General features: G+C 61.5%; 27 protein-coding genes. 11 read left to right on the top strand and 16 right to left on the bottom strand.

Annotation, left to right across the window (positions count from 1 at the left end; genetic code table 11):
- Window positions 1–46: 46 nt before the first annotated feature.
- The 5 genes from preA to RlegSU303_RS17505 form a co-directional block, all read right to left on the bottom strand.
- Window positions 47–1,360 carry an NAD-dependent dihydropyrimidine dehydrogenase subunit PreA gene (gene preA, locus RlegSU303_RS17525; protein WP_003542260.1) on the bottom strand — a complete coding sequence of 438 codons (1,314 nt, stop codon included), beginning with the start codon at window positions 1,358–1,360 and terminating at the stop codon, window positions 47–49.
- 15 nt (window positions 1,361–1,375) lie between these two features.
- Window positions 1,376–2,737: an NAD(P)-dependent oxidoreductase gene (locus RlegSU303_RS17520; protein WP_131719160.1), complete on the bottom strand. Its 1,362-nt coding sequence runs from the start codon at window positions 2,735–2,737 to the stop codon at window positions 1,376–1,378.
- 407 nt (window positions 2,738–3,144) lie between these two features.
- Complete coding sequence (locus RlegSU303_RS17515) at window positions 3,145–4,140, bottom strand: sensor histidine kinase (RefSeq protein ID WP_205913517.1); 996 nt, start codon at window positions 4,138–4,140, stop codon at window positions 3,145–3,147.
- Window positions 4,141–4,332: 192 nt separating this feature from the next.
- Window positions 4,333–5,127, bottom strand: a complete 795-nt coding sequence (locus tag RlegSU303_RS17510) for a response regulator (RefSeq protein WP_017961711.1) — start codon at window positions 5,125–5,127, stop codon at window positions 4,333–4,335.
- A gap of 33 nt (window positions 5,128–5,160) precedes the next feature.
- Window positions 5,161–5,301 (bottom strand): hypothetical protein, encoded by a 141-nt coding sequence (locus tag RlegSU303_RS17505; protein WP_157626490.1) that lies wholly within the window; start codon window positions 5,299–5,301, stop codon window positions 5,161–5,163.
- Between the two features lie 195 nt (window positions 5,302–5,496).
- On the opposite strand from RlegSU303_RS17505, the gene RlegSU303_RS17500 reads away from it, so the two are divergent.
- Together RlegSU303_RS17500 and RlegSU303_RS17495 are read left to right on the top strand one after the other, a co-directional pair.
- Entirely contained in the window at window positions 5,497–5,703 is a 207-nt protein-coding gene (locus RlegSU303_RS17500; RefSeq protein WP_024319398.1) for a NepR family anti-sigma factor, read from the top strand.
- A 9-nt stretch (window positions 5,704–5,712) separates the two neighbouring features.
- The gene (locus tag RlegSU303_RS17495) at window positions 5,713–6,270 is read left to right on the top strand and encodes an RNA polymerase sigma factor (protein ID WP_003542247.1); all 558 of its coding nucleotides are present in this window, start codon (window positions 5,713–5,715) and stop codon (window positions 6,268–6,270) included.
- A 242-nt stretch (window positions 6,271–6,512) separates the two neighbouring features.
- Here RlegSU303_RS17495 and RlegSU303_RS17490 read toward each other — a convergent pair whose 3' ends face one another.
- The 7 genes from RlegSU303_RS17490 to hemP form a co-directional block, all read right to left on the bottom strand.
- Complete coding sequence (locus RlegSU303_RS17490) at window positions 6,513–6,914, bottom strand: hypothetical protein (RefSeq protein WP_027663891.1); 402 nt, start codon at window positions 6,912–6,914, stop codon at window positions 6,513–6,515.
- A 9-nt stretch (window positions 6,915–6,923) separates the two neighbouring features.
- Window positions 6,924–7,268 carry a DUF883 family protein gene (locus RlegSU303_RS17485; RefSeq protein ID WP_017961708.1) on the bottom strand — a complete coding sequence of 115 codons (345 nt, stop codon included), beginning with the start codon at window positions 7,266–7,268 and terminating at the stop codon, window positions 6,924–6,926.
- Between the two features lie 148 nt (window positions 7,269–7,416).
- Complete coding sequence (locus RlegSU303_RS17480) at window positions 7,417–8,211, bottom strand: heme ABC transporter ATP-binding protein (RefSeq protein WP_131719252.1); 795 nt, start codon at window positions 8,209–8,211, stop codon at window positions 7,417–7,419.
- 24 nt (window positions 8,212–8,235) lie between these two features.
- Window positions 8,236–9,348, bottom strand: coding sequence for a FecCD family ABC transporter permease (locus RlegSU303_RS17475; RefSeq protein WP_131719158.1), 1,113 nt, complete (start codon window positions 9,346–9,348; stop codon window positions 8,236–8,238).
- Between the two features lie 2 nt (window positions 9,349–9,350).
- Window positions 9,351–10,280 carry a heme/hemin ABC transporter substrate-binding protein gene (locus RlegSU303_RS17470; RefSeq protein ID WP_017961705.1) on the bottom strand — a complete coding sequence of 310 codons (930 nt, stop codon included), beginning with the start codon at window positions 10,278–10,280 and terminating at the stop codon, window positions 9,351–9,353.
- A gap of 11 nt (window positions 10,281–10,291) precedes the next feature.
- Window positions 10,292–11,341: a hemin-degrading factor gene (locus RlegSU303_RS17465; protein ID WP_131719157.1), complete on the bottom strand. Its 1,050-nt coding sequence runs from the start codon at window positions 11,339–11,341 to the stop codon at window positions 10,292–10,294.
- Between the two features lie 8 nt (window positions 11,342–11,349).
- Window positions 11,350–11,532: a hemin uptake protein HemP gene (gene hemP, locus RlegSU303_RS17460; RefSeq protein ID WP_012758649.1), complete on the bottom strand. Its 183-nt coding sequence runs from the start codon at window positions 11,530–11,532 to the stop codon at window positions 11,350–11,352.
- A 177-nt stretch (window positions 11,533–11,709) separates the two neighbouring features.
- Here hemP and RlegSU303_RS17455 point away from each other — a divergent pair, with 177 nt between their 5' ends.
- The 5 genes from RlegSU303_RS17455 (at window position 11,710) to RlegSU303_RS17435 (ending at window position 14,651) form a co-directional block, all read left to right on the top strand.
- The gene (locus RlegSU303_RS17455; RefSeq protein WP_032990562.1) at window positions 11,710–12,132 is read left to right on the top strand and encodes a hypothetical protein; all 423 of its coding nucleotides are present in this window, start codon (window positions 11,710–11,712) and stop codon (window positions 12,130–12,132) included.
- A 55-nt stretch (window positions 12,133–12,187) separates the two neighbouring features.
- Complete coding sequence (locus tag RlegSU303_RS17450) at window positions 12,188–13,543, top strand: energy transducer TonB family protein (RefSeq protein WP_131719156.1); 1,356 nt, start codon at window positions 12,188–12,190, stop codon at window positions 13,541–13,543.
- A gap of 107 nt (window positions 13,544–13,650) precedes the next feature.
- Entirely contained in the window at window positions 13,651–14,058 is a 408-nt protein-coding gene (locus RlegSU303_RS17445; protein ID WP_094087580.1) for a DUF2325 domain-containing protein, read from the top strand.
- Window positions 14,055–14,327: a hypothetical protein gene (locus RlegSU303_RS17440; protein WP_094087581.1), complete on the top strand. Its 273-nt coding sequence runs from the start codon at window positions 14,055–14,057 to the stop codon at window positions 14,325–14,327. The genes RlegSU303_RS17445 and RlegSU303_RS17440 overlap by 4 nt, the downstream gene beginning before the upstream one ends.
- A gap of 9 nt (window positions 14,328–14,336) precedes the next feature.
- A complete protein-coding gene (locus tag RlegSU303_RS17435; protein WP_027663899.1) occupies window positions 14,337–14,651 on the top strand; it encodes an antibiotic biosynthesis monooxygenase family protein in 315 nt (104 codons plus the stop codon).
- Window positions 14,652–14,895: 244 nt separating this feature from the next.
- On the opposite strand, the gene RlegSU303_RS17430 is transcribed toward RlegSU303_RS17435, so the two are convergent.
- On the bottom strand, window positions 14,896–15,267 hold the full coding sequence (locus RlegSU303_RS17430) for a DUF423 domain-containing protein (RefSeq protein WP_094087582.1): 372 nt from the start codon (window positions 15,265–15,267) through the stop codon (window positions 14,896–14,898).
- On the bottom strand, window positions 15,264–15,674 hold the full coding sequence (locus RlegSU303_RS17425; RefSeq protein WP_094087583.1) for a group II truncated hemoglobin: 411 nt from the start codon (window positions 15,672–15,674) through the stop codon (window positions 15,264–15,266). Before RlegSU303_RS17425 ends, RlegSU303_RS17430 begins: the two co-directional genes overlap by 4 nt.
- Before the next feature lie 167 nt (window positions 15,675–15,841).
- Between RlegSU303_RS17425 and RlegSU303_RS17420 the strand changes: the two genes are divergently transcribed.
- The 4 genes from RlegSU303_RS17420 (at window position 15,842) to RlegSU303_RS17405 (ending at window position 18,795) form a co-directional block, all read left to right on the top strand.
- Window positions 15,842–16,405, top strand: a complete 564-nt coding sequence (locus tag RlegSU303_RS17420) for a TetR/AcrR family transcriptional regulator (protein ID WP_026158825.1) — start codon at window positions 15,842–15,844, stop codon at window positions 16,403–16,405.
- A gap of 18 nt (window positions 16,406–16,423) precedes the next feature.
- The gene (locus tag RlegSU303_RS17415) at window positions 16,424–16,765 is read left to right on the top strand and encodes an SMR family transporter (protein WP_017961694.1); all 342 of its coding nucleotides are present in this window, start codon (window positions 16,424–16,426) and stop codon (window positions 16,763–16,765) included.
- Window positions 16,766–16,956: 191 nt separating this feature from the next.
- Window positions 16,957–17,742, top strand: coding sequence for a ThuA domain-containing protein (locus RlegSU303_RS17410; protein WP_094087584.1), 786 nt, complete (start codon window positions 16,957–16,959; stop codon window positions 17,740–17,742).
- A gap of 9 nt (window positions 17,743–17,751) precedes the next feature.
- Window positions 17,752–18,795 (top strand): Gfo/Idh/MocA family protein, encoded by a 1,044-nt coding sequence (locus RlegSU303_RS17405; RefSeq protein WP_094087585.1) that lies wholly within the window; start codon window positions 17,752–17,754, stop codon window positions 18,793–18,795.
- Between the two features lie 93 nt (window positions 18,796–18,888).
- On the opposite strand, the gene RlegSU303_RS17400 is transcribed toward RlegSU303_RS17405, so the two are convergent.
- Together RlegSU303_RS17400 and RlegSU303_RS17395 are read right to left on the bottom strand one after the other, a co-directional pair.
- Window positions 18,889–19,284, bottom strand: a complete 396-nt coding sequence (locus tag RlegSU303_RS17400) for a DUF1236 domain-containing protein (RefSeq protein WP_017961691.1) — start codon at window positions 19,282–19,284, stop codon at window positions 18,889–18,891.
- A gap of 119 nt (window positions 19,285–19,403) precedes the next feature.
- Entirely contained in the window at window positions 19,404–20,516 is a 1,113-nt protein-coding gene (locus RlegSU303_RS17395; RefSeq protein ID WP_017961690.1) for an ABC transporter permease, read from the bottom strand.
- Between the last annotated feature and the right edge of the window lies 1 nt (window position 20,517).

Here is a 20,517-nt window from a genome sequence, read left to right as displayed (position 1 = left end):
TTCGCTGGTCATGACCCGCCGAGGATTGCGGCGGTGTCGCGAATTTTTATTCTGCCGCCTGGCGGGCCATCGGGTTGTTCGGGTGTGTGGTCCAGTTGGCATAGTTCGGGTCGACGACGCGGCCGGTGCGTTTGTCGAGGGTGCCGGCAGGAAGCTGCTCCATGGTGATGCAGTTCTCGACCGGGCAGACGCTGACGCAGAGATTGCAGCCGACGCATTCCTCGTCCATCACTTCGAAATGGCGAGCGCCGTCGACGAAGTTGGTGATCGCCTGATGCGAGGTGTCCTCGCAGGCGATGTAGCAGCGGCCGCATTTGATGCAGGCGTCCTGGTCGATCTTCGCCTTGGCGATGTAGTTGAGGTTCAGATATTGCCAGTCGGTGACGTTGGGCACGGCGCGGCCGGTAATGTCGTCGAGACTACGGTGGCCCTTTTCGTCCATCCAGTCGGAAAGGCCCGTGATCATCTCCTGGACGATCTTGAAGCCGTAGGTCATCGCCGCCGTGCAGACCTGGACGTTGCCGGCGCCGAGAACGAGGAATTCAGCAGCGTCCCGCCAGGTGGTGATGCCGCCGATGCCCGAGATCGGCAGACCGTAAGTTTCGGGATCACGAGCGATCTCGGCCACCATGTTGAGCGCAATCGGCTTCACCGCCGGGCCGCAATAACCGCCATGGCTACCCTTGCCGCCGACCGTCGGGTTGGGGGCGAAGTTATCGAGATCGACGGAGACGATCGAATTGATCGTGTTGATCAGCGACACGGCATCGGTACCGCCGGCCTTGGCGGCGCGGGCCGGGCGGCGGATATCGCTAATGTTGGGCGTCAGCTTGGTGATAACAGGCATGCGGGTGTACTGCTTGCACCAGCGCACCACCATCTCGATATACTCAGGCACCTGGCCGACGGCCGAGCCCATGCCGCGCTCGGACATGCCGTGCGGACAGCCGAAATTGAGCTCGATGCCGTCGGCGCCGGTCTCTTCCACCAACGGCAGGATCGCCTTCCAGGCCTCTTCCTCGCAGGGAACCATGATCGAGGCGATCAGTGCCCGGTCCGGCCAGTTCATCTTCACCTGCTTCATTTCCCGCAGGTTGGTATAGAGGTCGCGGTCGGTGATGAGCTCGATATTGTTCAGACCGAGCAGGCGGCGGTCGGCGCCCCAGATCGCGCCGTAGCGCGGGCCGTTGACGTTGACGACGGGCGGGCCTTCCTCGCCCAGCGTCTTCCAGACCACGCCGCCCCAGCCGGCCTTGAAGGCGCGCTCGACATTGTAGGCCTTGTCGGTCGGCGGCGCAGACGCCAGCCAGAACGGGTTCGGGGATTTGATGCCGACGAAATTATTACGGAGATCAGCCATTGTTCATTCTCCCCTTCAAGCGACGGCGACAGCCGGAGCGGCTGCTGCGGTGAGGGCACGATGGATGGATTCAGCCGCGTCGCGACCGTGGGCGACGGCCGAAACCGTGAGATCGTCACCGCCGAAGACGCAGTCGCCGCCTGCCCAGACGCCGTCGAGCGAGGTATGGCCTTCGCCATCGACAGCGATGCGGCCGGATTCCATGCGCAGCGAACCGAGACCAGAGGCGTCAAAGCTCTGGCCGATCGCCTTGAAGATCTGGTCGGCGGCAATCACACCGGTTTCGCCGGTGCCGACGAGGCGGCCATCGAGGATTTTGGTATATTCCACTTCGATCGCGGCGACTTTGCCGTCCTGCGACAGGATCGATTTCGGCGCCAGCCAGTGGCGGATGATGACGCCCTTGGAGCTCGCCAGATCCTGTTCGAATTCGGAGGCGTTCATGTGCTCCTTGCCACGGCGGTAACAGATCGTCACCTCCTCGGCGCCGAGCAGCTTTGCCTGCACGGCAGCGTCGATCGCCGTCATGCCGCCGCCAAGGACGACGACGCGGCGGCCGATGGCGATGTCGCTTTTGTCTTCGGCCTGACGGAGTGCGGCGATGAAATCGACGGCGTCGTCGACGCCTGCAAGGTTTTCGCCCTCGATGCGCAGCGCGTTGACGCCGGCAAGGCCGATACCGAGGAAGACGCCCTCATATTGCGCCTGCAGATCGGAAAGCGAGAAATCGCGGCCGAGACGCTGCCCATGCCGAACCTCGATGCCGCCGATCGAAAGGACGTAATCGACTTCCTTCTGGGCGAAGTCGTCGACGGTCTTGTAAGTGGCGATCCCGTATTCGTTGAGACCGCCGGATTTTTCCCTGGCATCATAGATGACGACGGAATGGCCGTTCACTGCCAGGCGATGGGCGGCGGCAAGGCCGGCCGGGCCTGCGCCGACAACGGCGATCGTCTTTCCGCTCGGTTCGGCTCTGGCGTAGAACTGCCGGCCCGCCTGCATGGCGGCATCGGTCGCATAACGCTGCAGGCGGCCGATCTCGACCGGCCGCTCTTCAGCCGTGTTGCGCACACAGGCCTGTTCACAGAGTTCTTCGGTGGGACAGACGCGGGCGCACATGCCGCCGAGGATGTTCTGGTCGAAGATCGTCTTTGCCGAGCCGATTGGATTGCCGGTCGAAATCTGGCGGATGAACAGCGGAATGTCGATCGAGGTGGGACAGGCCGTCATGCATGGCGCGTCATAACAGAAATAACAGCGGTCAGCGGCGACCAGCGCCTCATGATTATCGAGGCGCGGATGAAGATCGGAAAAATTAGCCTCATACTCGGCGGGCGAAAGCCGGCCGGGATGAATCCCGGTTTCCAGTCGTTCCATTGAAGTTCCCTCATTATTGGTAAACGGCCTGTGAGGGAAAGCGTAACTCAGGTTTAAAAATTTATCAAACGGTAAAATTTTGACGATTTTTGCGTTTAATCCCGCAAGCAATCCACTGTTTTTACTGGAAGAATTTAATCGGTCTGCATCGGTGAAACGGCTGAGCGCGCGACGAGGGAAGGGCATCCGAAAAAAGATTCAAAAAAGCTGAATTTTTTTGGATGGCAGGGAACCAAAGTTTGATGTCGCCGTTATTGCGATATCCGGATGGTGATCGCATCGACCCAACATGCGCGCCCCCAACCCACTATCCGGACGTACTCACGGTCCCCTCCCGGTGAGTGAAGACAGCCGGTGCGCCGCCCTCGCACCGGCTGTTTTTCCGTTTAAGGCTGTCTCCAGGGCTTTCACACTCGCTTGAAGATCTCGAATTCGGTTTCCGGAATGGTCAGACGGTACTCGATGCGGCCGGGAACGAGGTTCAACTCCGCCTTGCCGTTGACCGACGAAGGCACGACACGCTCCAGCACTGTGCGGCCGAAGCTGTTGTCGCTGAATTCGTGGACTTCTGCCTGATCATGCAGAACTTCCGCCCAGGCGACTTCGATCGCCTTCCGGTCGTTGATCACGGCTTCGCGGCAATTGAGCGTGATGGAGGCGGCGCCGCCTGATATCGCGCCGAAGGAGGCAGAGTTGACGATGAGTTCGTGGAGGGCAAGCCCGAGATGCACGGCGGCATTCGGCGTCAGGTGAGCGTTGATGCCATAGATCGGCATGGAGCCGGCCGTCTCCGGCCAATAGGGAGCAAACTGCTTTTCGGCGAGTTCAAAGAGATAGGCGCCGCGCCAGCTCGAATCCGTAATCAGGTCCTGCGAGTTGGAAAGCGATTGCAGCCGTCCGCGGAATTTGAGGAGGAAGCTGTCGAGAGAGAGCGTGTTGCGGGCCGTCTGGGTGGCGATGCCCTGGATTATGGCGAGAAGGTTCTTCGAACGGTGTGAGAGTTCGCGCAGCAGCGATTTCAGAACTTTTTCGCGATGCCGGCTTTCGGTGACTTCAGCCATGACGGACAGAAGTCCATGTTCGCCGCGTCCGTCGGTGCGCTGGATCTTCAGTTCATAAGTGCGCCGTTCGCCGTCGACGTCGATCTCGACCTCGGCATTGTTGGGAATGCCGGTTTCCAGCACCTTGTGCTTCAGGGCCGTCAGATATCGGCCGTGCGCATCGCCAAAGAGGACAGCATCGCTGCTGCCGGGCGCAAAGAGTGCTGCAAAATGCGGAGGCAGATTTTCGGCGTAGAAAATCGACAGTCGGGCGTCCTGGCAGAGGATCGAAATCCCGGCGCTGCCGAGCGCGCGTTCCATCATTGCGGCTTTGCCTTCGAAGGTAAAAGGCATGCCGGACAATGGTTCAGTCGTATTCACTCGGCCGCCTTTCCTTGTGACATCTTGAACGTCGCTGAAGGGAGCGCCCTTCCAGACACCGCCTGCCAACTCTAGAACAAAGCGCTGCAAAAACCGTTAAAGCCACCGGAGCGTCCCGGTAGCACCGGAACGCCTGCTTTGGCGATTTGGTTCCGAAGGCCGGAAAATTGCGTCTCAGGCGGCTACTCTGGTCGATTCATTGAAAAAAAGAGCTTGGCTGATCAATGCCTTGACCATGTCGGGATTGAACGGCTTGGTGACAAGGAAAGTCGGTTCCGGGCGCTCGCCGGTCAGAAGCCGTTCCGGGAAGGCGGTGATGAAGATCACCGGCACGCTCGACGTCTTGAGGATGTCGTTGACTGCGTCGATACCGGAGCTGCCATCGGCAAGCTGGATGTCGGCCAGCACCATGCTCGGCTTGGTCTTGTTGTAGAGCGCCACGGCCTCGGCATGCGTACGGGCAATGCCGGTGACGCGATGGCCGAGGCTCTCGACCATCTGCTCGATATCCATGGCGATCAGCGGTTCGTCCTCGATGATCATGATATCGGTTGCGACCTGACGGGAAATCTCCTGCGACGCGACGTCGAGCAGCTTCATGACATCCTGTTCTTCAGTTTCCAGGATTTCGGCGATTTCTGCGACGCGGAAATTCTCCACGGAGGCGAGCAGGAAGGCCTGCCGGGCGCGTGGGGAAACCTTGGAAAGGTTCAGCGTGGCGCGCTGCTCCCAGGCGTAGGGCGAGGTCGGCTCTGGAATCTGGACGGCGGTGGAACCAAACAGTTGCGTGAACAGTTTGTAGAGTGCGACCCGGTCATTCGCCGTATCCGGGAAAATCGACAGATCGGCGATAATGGCTTCGAGAACGGCGGCGACATAAGCGTCGCCCGAAGTCTGAGTGCCGGTAAGGGCGCGGGAATAGCGACGCAGATAAGGAAGGTGCGGCGCAATCCGAGTAGAAAGTGTCATTAATGGGCTCCTGCATACAGGCCGGCATTGGCTTCAATGAGCGGTTAACGCCGCCTTGATAAAAAAGTTCCGGAACGGCAGGAACTTTTTTCGTTGCGCCGCATTATTCCAGCCGACGAAGAAAGGGCGTAGCGTTTTGACCCATGCAACGGCAAATGCCAGCGACATCGACAAGGGAACGTTCGATGTCGATGGTTGAAATCGTGTTTGATCCCATCCACGCCCCTAGAACAGGATGATTTTAGGCCGGGTCGGCCTAAAATCTGAATCCTGTTCTAAATTAGCAAGTTAGAGCATGATGTCGTCCGAAAACCGCTCCCACTTTTCGGCATCATGCTCTGGACAGACAACCGGCGAGAAGACGAATTGATGACTACACGCAAGAAAGAAGCAGCCGATCAGCGAAAGCTGGAGTTGCGGGCCAGCGACATCCTGGACCCGAACAACCAGATCGGCGTCAGGCTGCGGTCGCTCTATGCGGCTGCACAGGATGAGGCGATTCCCGATCGTTTTCTCGACCTTCTCGAAAAGCTCGACCATGCTGAAATGATGGCTTCTGCCAAGATGGCCGAATAGGATCGTCGCATGGAAGACAAATCGCAACCCAGCTTCAAGCGGGAACTGCTGGCGGCACTCCCAAGCCTTCGCGCCTTCGCGATCTCGCTCATCGGGCGGCACGATCGTGCCGACGATCTCGTCCAGGACACCATCATGAAAGCCTGGGCCAAACAGGATCATTTCGAGATGGGCACCAATATGAAGGCCTGGCTCTTTACGATCCTGCGCAACGAACTCTACAGCCAGATGCGCAAGAGCGGTCGCGAAGTGCAGGACAGCGACGGGCTGTTCACCGAATCGATGGCGATGCACCCCTCGCAATATGGCGCGCTCGATCTGCAGGACTTCAAGAAGGCGCTCGACCAGCTGCCGCCGGATCAACGCGAGGCGATCATCCTCGTCGGCGCCTCGGGTTTTTCCTACGAGGAGGCGGCCGAAATCTGCGGATGCGCCGTGGGCACCATCAAGAGCCGCGTCAACCGGGCCCGCCAGCGGCTGCAGGAGTTGCTGCAGATCTCAGGCGAGGCTGATTTCGGCCCCGACGCCACCTCGGCGCCGCTGACATCGAAGGCTTTCGCGTTCTGACAAGAGTTATATTTGGGAGGAAAGCCGGCCGCCCCTCGGGGCGCCGGCTTTTTTGCGTTGTAAGGGTGGGAGAAGGACGGGCCCCACGGGATGGGACGGCCATTCGAGGCACTACCTCTCATCCTCATTCCTGTGCTTGTCACAGGAATGAGGGAGGGGTCGGCGTCCTACCCCAATCCTGCTGATACGCAAACCCGCTTCTCCTCGTCGTTCTCAGAACGATCAGGAGAGCCAATGCCTCTTCAATCCTCGCGCTTTGACCCTACCAGATTGGCCGCGACGATTGCTGCCAAAACACCGGCGGTCAGGAGCGGCTGGGCGCGGATAAGACCGAGCCCGACCGTTGCCAGCGATTCGAGCGCCGCACGGCGTTCGCGGGTGCGGCGTGCTTCCCGGGCGTTGATGATCGACATCGCCACCAGGGCGATGATGGCGATCAGCAGCGCGCAGGCGGCCAGGAAGAGAGCCGCGCCGACCGGGCCGTAGATGCCGGCAAGCCAGATGGCGCCGGCGGTGACGGCCAGCGCGTAGGCGGTGAGAAGGAAGAGCACGGCAAGCGCAATGAAGATGCCGTTGCGCTTGGCGCGCGCAACGGTCCGGTGCACGCTTGCGCCTGTCAACAGGCTGAGGATCGGTAAGAGCATCGCGCTTCCTCAGCGCCGGGCGAGGAAGGCGATGGCAAGGCCGAAAGCGGCCGCGGCGCCGATGGTCGCTAAGGGATGCTTGCGCACGGTCTCGCGCATTTCCGTCGCGCCGCGCTCATAGCCGTGCTGCAGTTCGCGCAGCAGATCCTCGCTACGGCCAAGCAGCTCCTCATAGCCGGCACCGGCCTGGCTGCGGATTTTCTCGCCCTGGTGGCGTGAGCTCTTGCCGACGAGGCGCGTCAGTTCCGCGAGTTCGTCGCGCAACGCTACGATCTGCTCCTCGATGCCCGATTCCAAATTGTGGAAGGTGCCGTTGCGGCGGCTGCGGCCGGACTGGAAGATAGAATAGCTCATGGCTGTCTCCATTGGCTGGGGCGCGCGCAAGCCCGCCTATTTCGCACGAGGGTCACCACCGTCCGTTGCATGAATGATATCGCCCGGCATTGACCCAGATCACTGCCGACAACGTGCCGGGCGGTCAAAAGTTCCGCTCGCGCAGTGCTCAGGGGCGGGAAATGGCGCTGTGGGCGAGCACGAAGGGCGTGCCGTCTGATGGTACCTGGTTGATGCGCAGCGCGCAGCCGAACACCGAGAGCATCGTTTCGTTCGTCAGCACTTCACCGATGCTGCCGGCGGCGGCGAGGCGGCCGGATTTCATCAGCACGATGCGATCGGCAAAGAGCGCCGTCAGGTTGAGATCGTGCATGACGGCGATGACACCGCCGCCGCGTTCGCAGAAATTGCGGGCGAGCGTCATGATGGTCAACTGGTGGCTGATGTCGAGGCTCGAGACTGGCTCGTCGAGCAGCAGCCAGCAGGGCTTGCCGTCGACGATGGGCTCGGCGATCTGGCAGAGCACGCGGGCAAGCTGCACACGCTGCTGCTCGCCGCCCGAGAGTTCCTGATAGAAACGGCCTTCGAAGCCGGTCAAGTCGACGGAGGCAAGCGCTGCCGCCGCCGTCTGCTCGGCCTTGTCGGGATGCAGGTTGAGACCTGACGTCAGCCCCATACGGACGATCTCGCGCACGGTAAAGGGAAAGGAGATGGTGCTTGCCTGCGGCAGCACGCCACGAATGGCGGCAAGCTGCCAGGGTTTCAGCCCCTTCACCTCGCCGCCCCCGATGCGCACCGAGCCGCCATAGGCAAGTTCGCCGGAGATGGCTTTCATCGTCGTCGTCTTGCCGGAGCCGTTCGGCCCGGCAATCGCCGTAAGCTCGCCGGCTCTTGCGGTGAAGGAGACGTCGCCGATGATGGTTTTGCCGGAAAGGCGCACGGAGACGCCGGAAACTTCGATCATCTCAATGTCGCTCACAGGGGGCACTCACAGGGCAAGGCGCGAACGCTGCCGCAGCAGGATCCACAGGAAGAACGGTCCGCCGACCGCCGCGGTGATGATGCCGATCGGTAGTTCGGCGGGGGCGACCAGGGTGCGCGCCAGGACATCCGCAAAGATCAGCAAAGAGCCGCCGAGAAGAGCTGCGGCCGGCAGCAGGAAACGATGGTCGGGGCCGATCGCCATGCGCAGGATATGCGGCACGACGATCCCGACGAAACCGATGCCGCCGCTGACGGCGACGGATGCGCCGGTCGCCGCAGCGACACCGACGATCGCGACATTCTTCAGCCGCTGCACCGGAACGCCCATATGAAAGGCGGCGGCCTCGCCGAGCGTGATGGCATTGAGGCCGCGAGCCATGAAGGGCAGGGCGGTGAAGGACAACAAGATGATCGGGCTGGCGGCGGCGATCTTCGTCCATGTGGCGCCGGCAAGCGAGCCCATGCTCCAGAAAGTCAGGTCGCGCAGCTGCTGGTCGTTGGCCATGTAGATCAGCAGTCCCGTGATGGCGAGGGCGAGTGCGCCAAGCGCGATGCCGGCAAGCAGCATCGTCGCGACCGAGGTCTGTCCGTGACGGGTGGCGATCCTGTAGAGCAGCAGCGTCGTGACGAGGCCGCCGCCGAAGGCTGCCGCCGGCAGAGCGTAGATACCGAGTAGCGCCTCGAGTGGAGCTGCGAGGCCGCCGCCGAGCACGATCATCGCGACCGCGCCGAGGCTTGCGCCGGAAGAGACGCCGACGAGGCCGGGATCGGCCAGCGGATTGCGGAACAGGCCCTGCATCACCGTGCCGGAAACGGCCAGCGAGGCGCCGATCAGGAAACCGAGGATCGACCTGGGCAGGCGGATATCGAAGATGATGATCCGGTCACGTGTGCTGAGCGCCGCCTCGGAGCCGGCCATGTTGCTGATAACGTCGAGGATTGAGGCATCCGAGGCGCCGGTCGTTACCGAAAACAGCATCGAAAAGACCGAGCCGGCGACAAGCAGCGCGATCGCCAGCAAGGCGAGCCGCGTCCTGTCGCCCGCCTGCCTGATTTCGCGGATGTCCGCCATCGGGAATCGTCGCCTTCGTTCCATCATGGCTTGCGGCAGGGCCATGATCAGCCCCCGTAGATCGCCGTGTTGAGCTCACGCGCGGCGGCTGCGGTGCGCGGGCCGAAGCCGAGCAGGTAGACGCCATCCATTCGGATGATCGCCTTTTTCTCGCCTGCCGGCGTCAGCGCGATCGCCGGCTGAGCCAGCAGGTTCTCGTTCTTGGTGCCGGCGCCGTCGCCGCGATTCATCATCAGGATGATGTCGGGCTTGGCTTCGATGATCGCCTCGTCCGTCAGCGGCTTGTAGCCCGGGAATGCGCCGACGGCGTTGATGGCGCCGGCGAGCTTGACGATGCCATCGGCGGCGGTGCCGGTGCCCGATGCCATGATCCGGCCGTTCTGGGCGCTGAGGATGAAGAGAACGCGCTTGCGCTCGGCCTCCGGGCGCTTTTCGGCATCGGCGATCGCCGCGTCGAGATCGGCCGCGACCTTTTCTTCGAGCGCCTTCGCCTTGTCGGGCACGCCCAGCAGCGTGCCGACACGGTCGATCTTGGCGATGATGCCGTCGCGGGTAAAGGCGCTCGGCACGGTCTCGAAGGGCACGCTGGCATTCTTCAGCACAGCCAGCGCTTCCTGCGGGCCTGAACCTTCGACTGCGATGATCGCCGTCGGGTTCATGGCGAGGATGCCTTCCGGTGAGAGCGCGCGCATGTAACCGACGTTCGGCAGCTTTAGCGCCGCCTCCGGATAGATGCTCGTCGTGTCCCGGGCGATGAGCCGGCTTTCCTCGCCGAGCGCATAGACGATCTCGGTGATGTCGCCGCCGACCGAAACAAGGCGCGACGTGTCGAGCTTCTTTTCCTCGGCGTGGGCGGCGCGGATGAAGGCGAAGCCTTGGATGGTCGGCGCCGTCGGGATCAGCGGCAGCGCCATGATGGCCGCCGTCAGGGCCAGTTCCCAAGGACGGATCCGGCGCAGATTGTTACGCATCGTCATCGTAGCGATCCTTATGCGGCCACACTTGCTGCCCGCGGCAGGTTTTCCATGATCTCGCGCCACTCGGCCCGTTCGTCGGAACCTTCCTTCCGCTTGCCGAAGAACTGGATGATCATCTCGCCTTCGGCATTGTAAGCCTCCAGCGAGGTGACGTGGCCGTCCGTGGTCGGCTTGCGTACGGCCCAGGTCTCGGCGATGTGATCCTGGCGCAGATGAAGGTGAAAGGTCGGGTCCATGATATTGATCCACGGCCCCATCGGCTGCACGTTGAAGATCGGGCCGGAATGGATCTGGACGATGCCGTTATTGGCGACGAAGCACATGATCGGCAGGCCGGATTTCACCGAGGCATGCATCATGTCTGCCGTCGCGCTGTTGTCGAGCTTCCAGGCATAGTCGTCGCCGACGGTGCGCACGGCCGCCTGGCGGCCGATCTTCAGGCGCTTCAGCATGCCGAAGAACTCATGCGTATCGGTGAGCTTGCTCCAGTTGTCGCGCAGCTCGTCGCGGTTGACGTCGGCGGTCTCATCGACGGCATTTGAGGTCTCAGCCTCGACAAAATCCTGCGACTGGTCTTCCAGCTTCAACTCGGCGACGATCGCGTGATAGGCTTCGACATTCGAGCTCGGGCGCAGGTGCACCTTGTGCACGGCGTTGCCGGCCTTGTCGAAATATTGCAGGCTGAGGCGTTCTTGATCGCCATCCTTCTTGGATACGGCGAAACCATGCTCCCAGCGGCTCGGGAAGATGCGCAGATCGATATTCTCGCCGAGAACGATCGCGGCCTGCGCGCCGCTCTTGATGTTTTCGAAGACACCGATCTTCTCGTGAACGGCACTTTCGTTGCGCGACAGCGCCATTACTTCGCCGAGGCCGGCCACGTGCTCGAGAAGCTTCAGCGCACTGCCATCGATTCGGGTCACGCTGATGCCTGTTTCGGCGGCGACGAGGGCTGCCTCGGAAATCTTCAGCTGGGCGGCGATATCACGCTCGCGCATTTTCGGATTCTCGGCGCGAAACGCACGGATTTCGGCTGGCGCCGGTCTTGTCTGTTCGGTCATGTCCTACCCTACTTATTGAGAATGAGCTTGCCCTGACGGGTGATCTTCAGGCGATAGACCAAGCCGTCATGTCTTATCATGATCTCGTTCGTGCCGCGGAAAAGGTCCGCGCTTTCGACGATCCGGTGCTGCGCCGCAGGCTCGCTCTGCAGCGGCACGTGCTTAAAGTTATCTGGCTTTTCAACCATCATTTCGGTTGGCAATTCCATGAGGCCGGTGATCAGGGGTCCCCGGTTGTGATGACAATTATCTTGACTTTCATACTCATAGTTTTTTAAAGACGCAATAGGAGACTATTGCAGTCAAGTTTTTGAGATTGCTGATAGGAGGCCGCCTGGCGGCGGTTCGCGACAATGGCGGAGAAGATGATGACGGTTAGGTTTGCGGCTGTTGCAGCTGGCATGGTGATGGCGGTTTCAAGCATATGCCAGGCGCAGGACGCGGCAACCGCCAAGCTGGATGTCGAACTCAACGCTCTGGCGCCATCGCAAAAGGGCTGCATGATGACTTTCGTCGCCGAGAACAATCTCCAGACCCCGATCAACAAGATCTCCTTCGAACTCGCCTTTTTCAACGACAAGAATGCCGTCGACCGCATCACCGTGCTCGACTTCCGCGATCTGCCGCAGGGCAAGAAGCGCGTGCGCCAGTTCGATATGCCGAATGTGAAGTGCGAGACGGTCACCCGCATCATCATCAACGATACGCCGGTCTGCGACGGTCCGGCCGCCGGCGAATGCATGAAGGGTCTCGTCACCCGCTCTCAGATTTCGGTTCCCTTCGAGGGCTAAGAATACGCCGGGGATGAATCCCGGCGGGCATGTCCAGACTGTCCGAGGCATACAAATGGCAATTTCAGCGAAGTCCAGATCGAGACAGGCGCTCATCGGGGAGCCGGACTCTGGCGGCGGTCTGAACGACAACCACATACATCCCGGCCACGAGCTTTCCGACCTGTGCAACGTGCAGCGGCAGCCGGCCGGCGAGCAGGTCATCCACTACGCACGTCTGACACAGATATCTTCCTTCCCCGATCATCCGGAAACGGCCCCGGCAACGTCCGCTAATCCGCCGCCGATGGATGCGGCAGTGGAGAAGCAGGAGGATGAAAAGGCGCCGGTACGGCGACGGCTGGCGCTGACCTGCATCTGCTCGCTGATCTTTCACGCGACACTGGCGGCTGTGCTGCTGGTTGCTTTCCCCAAGGCTTCGGAGGAGGCAATCGAAGAAGCCGGTCAGGCGATGAACGTCGTTATGTATGGCGATTCCGATATCGACCAGGCTTCGGCCGGCGAGACCGAAACGACCATCCAGCAGGAAATCATTCCCGAAGAAGTGCAGCCTGACACGATCCAGCCGACGCAAACGGCGGAAGTTCAACCGGAAACCGTGCAGCCGACCGAAGTTTCGCCCTTTGAAGCGCAGGATCCTGTTCAGCAGGCGCCGGCACCGGAAGTGACGCGCGTTTCGCCCGAAACGGCCGCGGCCGTCGAGCCGGAGATTCTGGTGTCCGAGGTGCCGGCGGAGGAGTCCGTCGCGCAGCCAATGTCGACGGTCGTTCCCGAACAGCAGCAGGTGCCGCTCGACGCAGTGCCGCCATCCGAGGTACAGCCGACTGCGGTCCAGCCGAGCGAGGTGCAACCTGCGGAAACCCCGCCGGAAGTCGCGGAGACTCCACAGGAGGTGAAGCCCGTAGAAACGGCAGAAATCCAGCCGGAACCGGAACAGCCGCCCGAGGCTGTAACGCCGACGCCAAAGCCGAAAGTGGCACAGGAGAAGCCCAAGCCGGTCGAGAAGAAGCGTCCGCCGCAGAAGACCGCTGGCTACAAGGGGGAGGGGCAGCAGACGTCAACGCGTGGCGTTGCCGAAGGCAATTCATCGGCGCAATCCGACAGCAGTTCGCAGGCCGCCAACGGCAATAACGGTGTGGGGACGGCCGCGACCGCAAACTATAAAGGCAAGATCCGTAGCCGTATTCGGCGTGCGATCAGGACGCCCCGAGGTGTCGAAGGCAGCGTTGTTGTCACCTTCTCAGTCAATGGCGGCGGCGGCCTGACCTCCGCTCGTATCTCACGTGGGTCCGGCGTTCCGGAGATTGATCAGCTTGCTCTCGATGCGGTGCGTCGTGCGGCACCTTTCAGCCCCCCGCCTGGTGGGCAGGCGATGACCATGTCAGCGCCTATCGAGGTCACGCCACGATAATATGATAAAAACAATCAACTTTATACTTTACTCTAAAAATCAAGTTTAATAAGGTCCACCCGCACACGCAGGAATCGTGTGACGATCAACGAGCGAACGGGTGGCATATGGCTCGCAAGGGCAAGAAGGGTTCGAACCGGGAGGTCCGCGACAGCGCGGGCGAGGACGCTGGTCAGGCATCCCTCGGACGGTCCAGACTGGATGGCTGCAGTTTCCTTTATGTCGGTGGTCGTGACTGCCAGGTGGCGCATCTTCGCCAGATCGCCAGCAATTTCGGCGCTGAGCTCATCCACCATGATGGCGGTCTGCGCGAAGCGGTTTCCCGCATCGATACTCTGCTTCCCTCGGTCGACTGCGTCTTCTGCCCGATCGACTGTATCAGCCACGATGCCTGCCTGCGTGTGAAGACAGGCTGCAAGAAGTTCAGCAAGACCTTCATCCCGCTTCGCAATGGCAGCAAGTCCAGCCTGGAGCGTGCGCTGCAGACGATGAACGAACGAGACAATTCCCGATGAACGACCAGCGCCCCGACGGCTTCACCATGATCGGCCTGCATAAGCTCGCCGCGCAGACAGGCGAGGGCCTCGTGCCCGAACTTTACGAACTTTTCCAGCAGCATGCCGACCGCCAGCAGATCTACCGGAATGTGACGCTGTTCCCGACCTGGGAAGCGCGCATGCCTGGGGAAGCGACAACAAGACCGCTTGGCCCAGCAGCGGCAAACGGCGATAATGTTCTCGCCTTTCCCTTGCGTTCTGCAAGGGCGGGCAAGAGGAAGGCGTAGGGAGATTCCATGTATATCGCAATGAACCGCTTCAAGGTTGCAACCGGGAGCGAAGGCGATTTCGAGACGGTCTGGCGCAACCGCGATTCCAGCCTGCCCGAGGTGCCCGGTTTCGTCGAATTCCGCCTGCTGCGCGGCAAGGCCAACGAAGAAGAGGGCTATACGCTCTATTCCTCGCACACGGTCTGGAAAAGCGAAGCGGATTTTCAGAACTGGACGAAGTCCGAGAGCTTTCGCGCGGCGCACCGCAATGCCGGCGATCACAAGGCGATCTACAAGGGGCCGCCGGTCTTCGAGGGTTTCAACGTGGTCGACGGCATTTAATTGCAGTTGATGCGGCGTGACTTAGCTCTTGGTTGAATTTTTGACTTTGTATTCGCCTTGGCCCCACGCACACCCTCATTCCTGTGCCCGTCACGGGAATCCAGCGACGGCGCGTCTGCGCCGTGAATGAACCAATGCCGAGGCGGAAGAGTCTTTTGCGCCCAAGGACTTGGGCGCACTGGATTCCTGTAACAGGCACAGGAATGAGGGAGGAGAGGGCTTGAGCGGTCAGTAAAAAGCTCTCTCAAGGCCTGACGCGCAGAACCGCGCCTGCCGCAATGGCCAGCCAGCCAAGCATCATCGCCCAGCCTCCGGTCGGCGCGGCGTAGGGGAAGAGGCCGGAGCCGGAAAAGCGCAGGGTGACGAGATCGCCCGCAAAAAGCAGCGTTCCGACAATCATCAGCAAACCGGCCAGCCAGGCGGTTCTGAGCCTGACGTTGCCGAGAGCCAATGCCAGCAGCGCAGGGGCGTGGGCAAGGCACATGGCAGATGCGGATGCCGCAAGATTGGCCTCGCCGCCGCCATGGGCAGCAAGGGCGGCAAGCGCCACGCCGGCTACGCCAAACAGGCCGGCAAAGAGATAGAGCACCGGCTCCAGACGCGCGTTCAAGCTCATGGTTGTTCCTTGTTGTCGGGAGCCTTGTTCTGCATGTGATAGGCGAGCCGTTCCACCGGCGCCCAGATGAGATCGCGCAGCGCCTGGCTTGATATCGTCTCGTCCAGGGCGCGGCGGAAGCAGAGCAGCCATTCGTCGCGCTCGACAGGGCCGATCTCGGTGACGAAATGGCGGCTGCGCAGACGCGGATGGCCGTGCTTATCGGTATAGAGCGGCGGGCCGCCGAGATAACCGGTCATATATTCGTAAAATTTCTCCTCGCTGCCCACAAGGCTCGGCGGGTGCACGGCGCGGACGTTTCTCGCCTCCGGCAAGCTGTCCATCAGTTCGTAGAAACGGTGCGTCAGCGCCCGCACGGCAGGATCGCCGCCGATCGCCTGATATAACGAGGTGACCTTCTCCGTCACGAAACCATCCCCATTGCCTCAACCATTCCCCGGCCTCTTCATGCACCGGGCGGAAAATGATCGCAACTGTCATCAAGGTGCCGCGGCATTTCGCGCATAATGCCGGGACGGTAGGGTGGTGGCCGATTCTCCTTGACAAAACCGTCCGGACGGTATCTTTTATCTCTATGTCGAACGCACATCATCGCAAGAAGCAGCCCGTGCTTGTGCGCCAGCAGTTGCTGGAGGTCGCCGCGCGCCTTGCTGCCAGCGACGGCATGGCCGCCGTCACGCTCGATGCGGTTTCCGCCGCGTCCAGCGTCAGCAAGGGCGGGCTGCTGCATCACTTCCCGACGAAAAATGCGCTGCTCGATGCCCTGTTCGAGAGCCTGCTCGAAAAATTCGACGCCGATATAGAGGAACTGATGCGCGGCGATCCGCTGCCGCAGGGCCGCTTCACCCGCGCCTATCTCAGGGCGGTATCCGGTCTCAAGGAGCGTCCCGACGATTCCAGGAATTGGACGCAGGTGACGATCGCGCTTCTTGCCGAACCCCGGCTGCGTCTTCGCTGGCGCCAATGGGTGCAGGCGCGGGCCGAAGAATATATCGGCACCGATTCCTCCCTCGACGCACAAGTCGTGCGTTTCGCCGCCGATGGACTTTGGTTCGCAGATACGTTGGAAAGCCATGATATCAACGGGGTTCTGAGGCGGGATCTCATCGATCGCCTTGTCGAACTGACCGGCAGGTAATTCGAAAAGGAATCCGCCATGAGCCAGGCCGCCGTCTACGGGCTGCTGTTTGCAGCCATCGTGCTCGAGGTCATCGGCACGACCGCGCTGCAACTGTCGCAGCAGTTCACCCGCATCGGGCCGACGGCACTCGTCGTCGCCTGTTATGCGGCCGCCTTCTATTGCCTGTCGTTGACGCTGAAAAGCATCCCCGTCGGTATCGCCTATGCGATTTGGAGCGCTTTGGGAATCGTGCTGATTTCCTCGGTCGGCCTGGTGTTCTTCAAGCAGCGCCTCGACCTACCGGCAATCGTCGGGCTCGGGCTGATCATAACAGGCGTTTTGGTCGTCAATCTATTTTCTAAATCGGTTTCGCATTGATATTGCTGCGATATTGCCAGGCAGTTTTTCCGTCTTCGGCCGGTAAATTTTCCCCTTTGTCAAAATACTGACAAAGGTCTATGTGTTCCTTGGACGTGGAGGAGACGAGGCGCAGCCAGCGCCGTTTTCCAAAGCGCTTTGAATCCTGCCTTCCCGCCTATCGATACTTCCAGGTTCTACAGGAGCACATCATGGCCATTCGCACCGTCGTCTGGGGAGAGAATATCCACGAGAATACCAATGAGATCGTCCGGGGGATCTATCCCGAAGGCATGCACACGACGATCGCCAATGCGCTGAACACCGATCCAAGTATCTCGGCGACGACAGCGACGCTGCAGGAGCCGGAACACGGCCTCAGCGAAGCCCGCCTTACAGAGACCGACGTGCTGACCTGGTGGGGCCACAAGGATCACGGCGCGGTCTCCGACGTCGTCGTCGAGCGTGTCGCCAAGCGCGTCTGGGAAGGCATGGGCCTGCTGGTGCTGCATTCCGGCCATTTCTCCAAGATCTTCAAGCGGCTGATGGGCACGCCCTGCGCGCTGAAATGGCGCGAGGCGGGTGAGCGCGAGCGTCTGTGGACGATCAACCAGCGCCATCCGATCGCTGCCGGTATCGGCGAACATTTCGAGCTTGAGAACGAGGAAATGTACGGCGAGCAGTTTTCGGTGCCGGAACCGCTCGAAACGGTGTTCATCTCCTGGTTCCAGGGCGGCGAAGTGTTCCGCTCGGGCCTGACCTGGCGCCGCGGCGCCGGCAACATCTTCTATTTCCGCCCGGGCCACGAGACCTATCCGACCTATCACGACGTCAATGTTCAGAAGGTGCTGATCAACGGCGTGAAGTGGGCCTATAACCCTGAGGGGTCGTTGACGAGTATTACCGATGCTCCAAATGTCCCGGTAGAAAAAGCACTGGAGCCGATCGTCGAACGCGGCCCGAGACTGCACCAGGCCGGCGAAGCCGGTTACCGCTGAGGAGCATCCATGCGACTACTCGTTCTTGGCACGGGGGTGATGGCGAAAAACCAACTCGCCCGCTTCCCCCTCATCGACGGCGTGACGGTGGTCGGCGCCGTCGACACCGATCCCGAGCGGCTTTCGGCCTTCGCCGACAAGTTCAACATCGAAAAGCGGTTTCTTTCGCTGGAGGAGGCGATCGCCTGGGGTGAATTCGATGCGGCGACAAATGTCACCCCCGACCGCATCCATCACCCGACGACGATGGCGCTGATTGCCGCGGGCAAACATGTCTTCTGCGAAAAGCCGCTGGCGGAGAACTATGCGAAGGCGCTGGAGATGACGGAGGCGGCCGAAAGGGCCGGCGTCATCAACATGGTCAATCTCACCTATCGCAACGTCGCGCCGCTGCAGCGCGCCCGCGAGATGGTGCTCGCCGGCGAGCTCGGCACGATCAGACACGTGGAAGCCTCCTATCTCCAGAGCTGGCTGGTGTCGCGTGCCTGGGGCGACTGGCGCACGGAATCGACCTGGCTGTGGCGGCTTTCCACCGGCCACGGTTCGAACGGCGTGCTCGGCGACGTCGGCATCCATATTCTCGATTTCGCCGCCTATGGCGCGGCGACCGACATCGACCACGTCTTCGCCCGGCTGAAGACCTTCAACAAGGCGCCGGGCGGCCAGATCGGCGAATATCTGCTCGATGCCAATGACAGCTTCACCATGTCTGTCGATTTCGCCAACGGCGCGCTCGGCGTCATCCATGCCAGCCGCTGGGCGACAGGGCATCTGAACGAGTTGAAGCTGCGCATTTATGGCGAGAGGGGCAGTCTCGAGGTCATCCATCGTCCCAGCGGTTCCGAGCTGCATGGCTGCCTCGGTGAGGATGTCGAAACCGCCACCTGGACGAAGATCGAGGTTGAACCGGTGGCGACCAACTACCAGCGTTTTGCCGAGGCCGTGGCAAGCGGCATCCAGCCAGACCCGAACTTCCGCCACGCCGCCAACCTGCAGAAGGTGCTCGACCTTGCGATGGTGACCGAGCGCGAGCGGCGCGAGCTGAAGGTTTGATCCGCCCGATCAAACAGCACGACCGCCGTCCTTTCGGGGCGGCGGTTTTCGCTAGAAGAAAGGGTCCGTGGGAGCCGTACCCTTTCTTCCTGTTTATTCAATCACCTGCACCACGCGGTGGGTGCGGGGTTCGACGATCACACGGCGATCGTTGATGACCGTGTAAGCATATTTCGGATTGTCAGGCACCGGCGTCACGACGACATCCGCCGGAAGCGGCTTGCCGACGACAATCGGTTCCTGGACGACCACAGAAGCGGTCGGGGCCGGCTGCTGCTGGACATAGGTGACGACCTCGCGCGGCGGCGGATCGATCACTGCGCCGGCGACACCGCCGGCCACGCCGCCAACGGCAGCACCCACAGGGCCGCCGACGATTGCGCCGGTGATGGCGCCGCCGGCTGCACCGGTGACGGCTCCGTCAGCGAGCGCATTGGTGGCGAGCGACGACAGCGCAAGGGCGCTGGAGACAAGTAGGATCTTGTACATTTTGCTTCTCCTTTGCTGGGTTGCGCTTGGGTAACGACCGCGCCAATCCGAGGTTCCGGCAGAAGAGAGTCACGCTTTGGAAGGCCGGTTCACATTCTGTGAGGCGGCCGAAGCAGTGGTTATTCCAGCCGGCGGCGGAAGAGCCAGGCGGCGGCGCTGAGCGTAACAGTGGCGATCAGCGCCAGCGGGATTGTCTGGTTCACCACCTCGCTCAGCGGAATATCCTTGAGAAAAACGCCTTTGACGATCACCAGGAAATAGCGCAGCGGATTGATCAGTGTCACCGGCTGCAGCCACCCCGGCATGTTCTCGATCGGCGTCGCAAAGCCTGATAGCAGCATGGCCGGCACCATGAACAGGAAGGCGCCGAGGATCGCCTGCTGCTGCGTCATCGAAAGCGCCGAGATGAACAGGCCGAGGCCGGCGACCGAACCGAGATAGAAGATTGCGCTGCCGTACAGCAGAAAGAGAGAGCCTCGCAGCGGCACATCGAAGAGGAAGACGGCGGCCAGGATATAGACGGTGATATGGAAGAGGCCGATCATCATCGGCGGGATCAGCTTGCCGATCAGGATCTCGTGAATGCGCAGCGGCGAGACCATCAGCTGGTCGAAGGTGCCGAGTTCGCGCTCGCGGGCGATCGACAGGGCCGTGACGATCAGGCCGATCAGCAGCGCGATGCTAGCGATCAGGTTCGGCACCATGAACCATTGATAGGTGAGGTTCGGGTTGAACCAGTTGCGCGGCACTGTCGAGACGATGTCGGCGCCGGCACGTTTGCCGGCCGGCGTCTCGGCGGCGAGGGCGGCGCTGATCTGCGAGAGATAGCCCGCGACGATCTGCGAGGCGTTGGAGCGGCGGCCGTCGAGCACCACCTGCAGGTCGGCCGGCGCTCCCGCCTCAATATTGCGCGAAAAGTCCGGGCCGATCTCAACGGCGGCAATGGCCGTCTGGTTGTCGATCGCCACCCGGACCTCCGCCTGGTTTCCTGCAATCTCGATTTTCCGGAAGGTCGGCGAGCCATCGATGCGCTCGATCAATTCCTGGCCCCAATGGCCGCTGTCGCGGTTGAGGATCATCACGTCGACATTGCGAACTTCGAGCGTCGCCGCATAGGAGAAGACGAGAAGCTGGACGATCGGCGGGCCGATCAGAATGGCGCGGCCCTTGGGATCGCGCAGCACGGCGAGCAGTTCCTTGACGATCAGGGCGTAGAGCCTTGTCCAACCCATC

The organism is Rhizobium sp. SU303, from assembly GCF_021052345.1.
Taxonomy (GTDB): Bacteria; Pseudomonadota; Alphaproteobacteria; order Rhizobiales; family Rhizobiaceae; genus Rhizobium; species Rhizobium laguerreae.
This window is presented reverse-complemented; position numbering and strand designations above follow the sequence as displayed.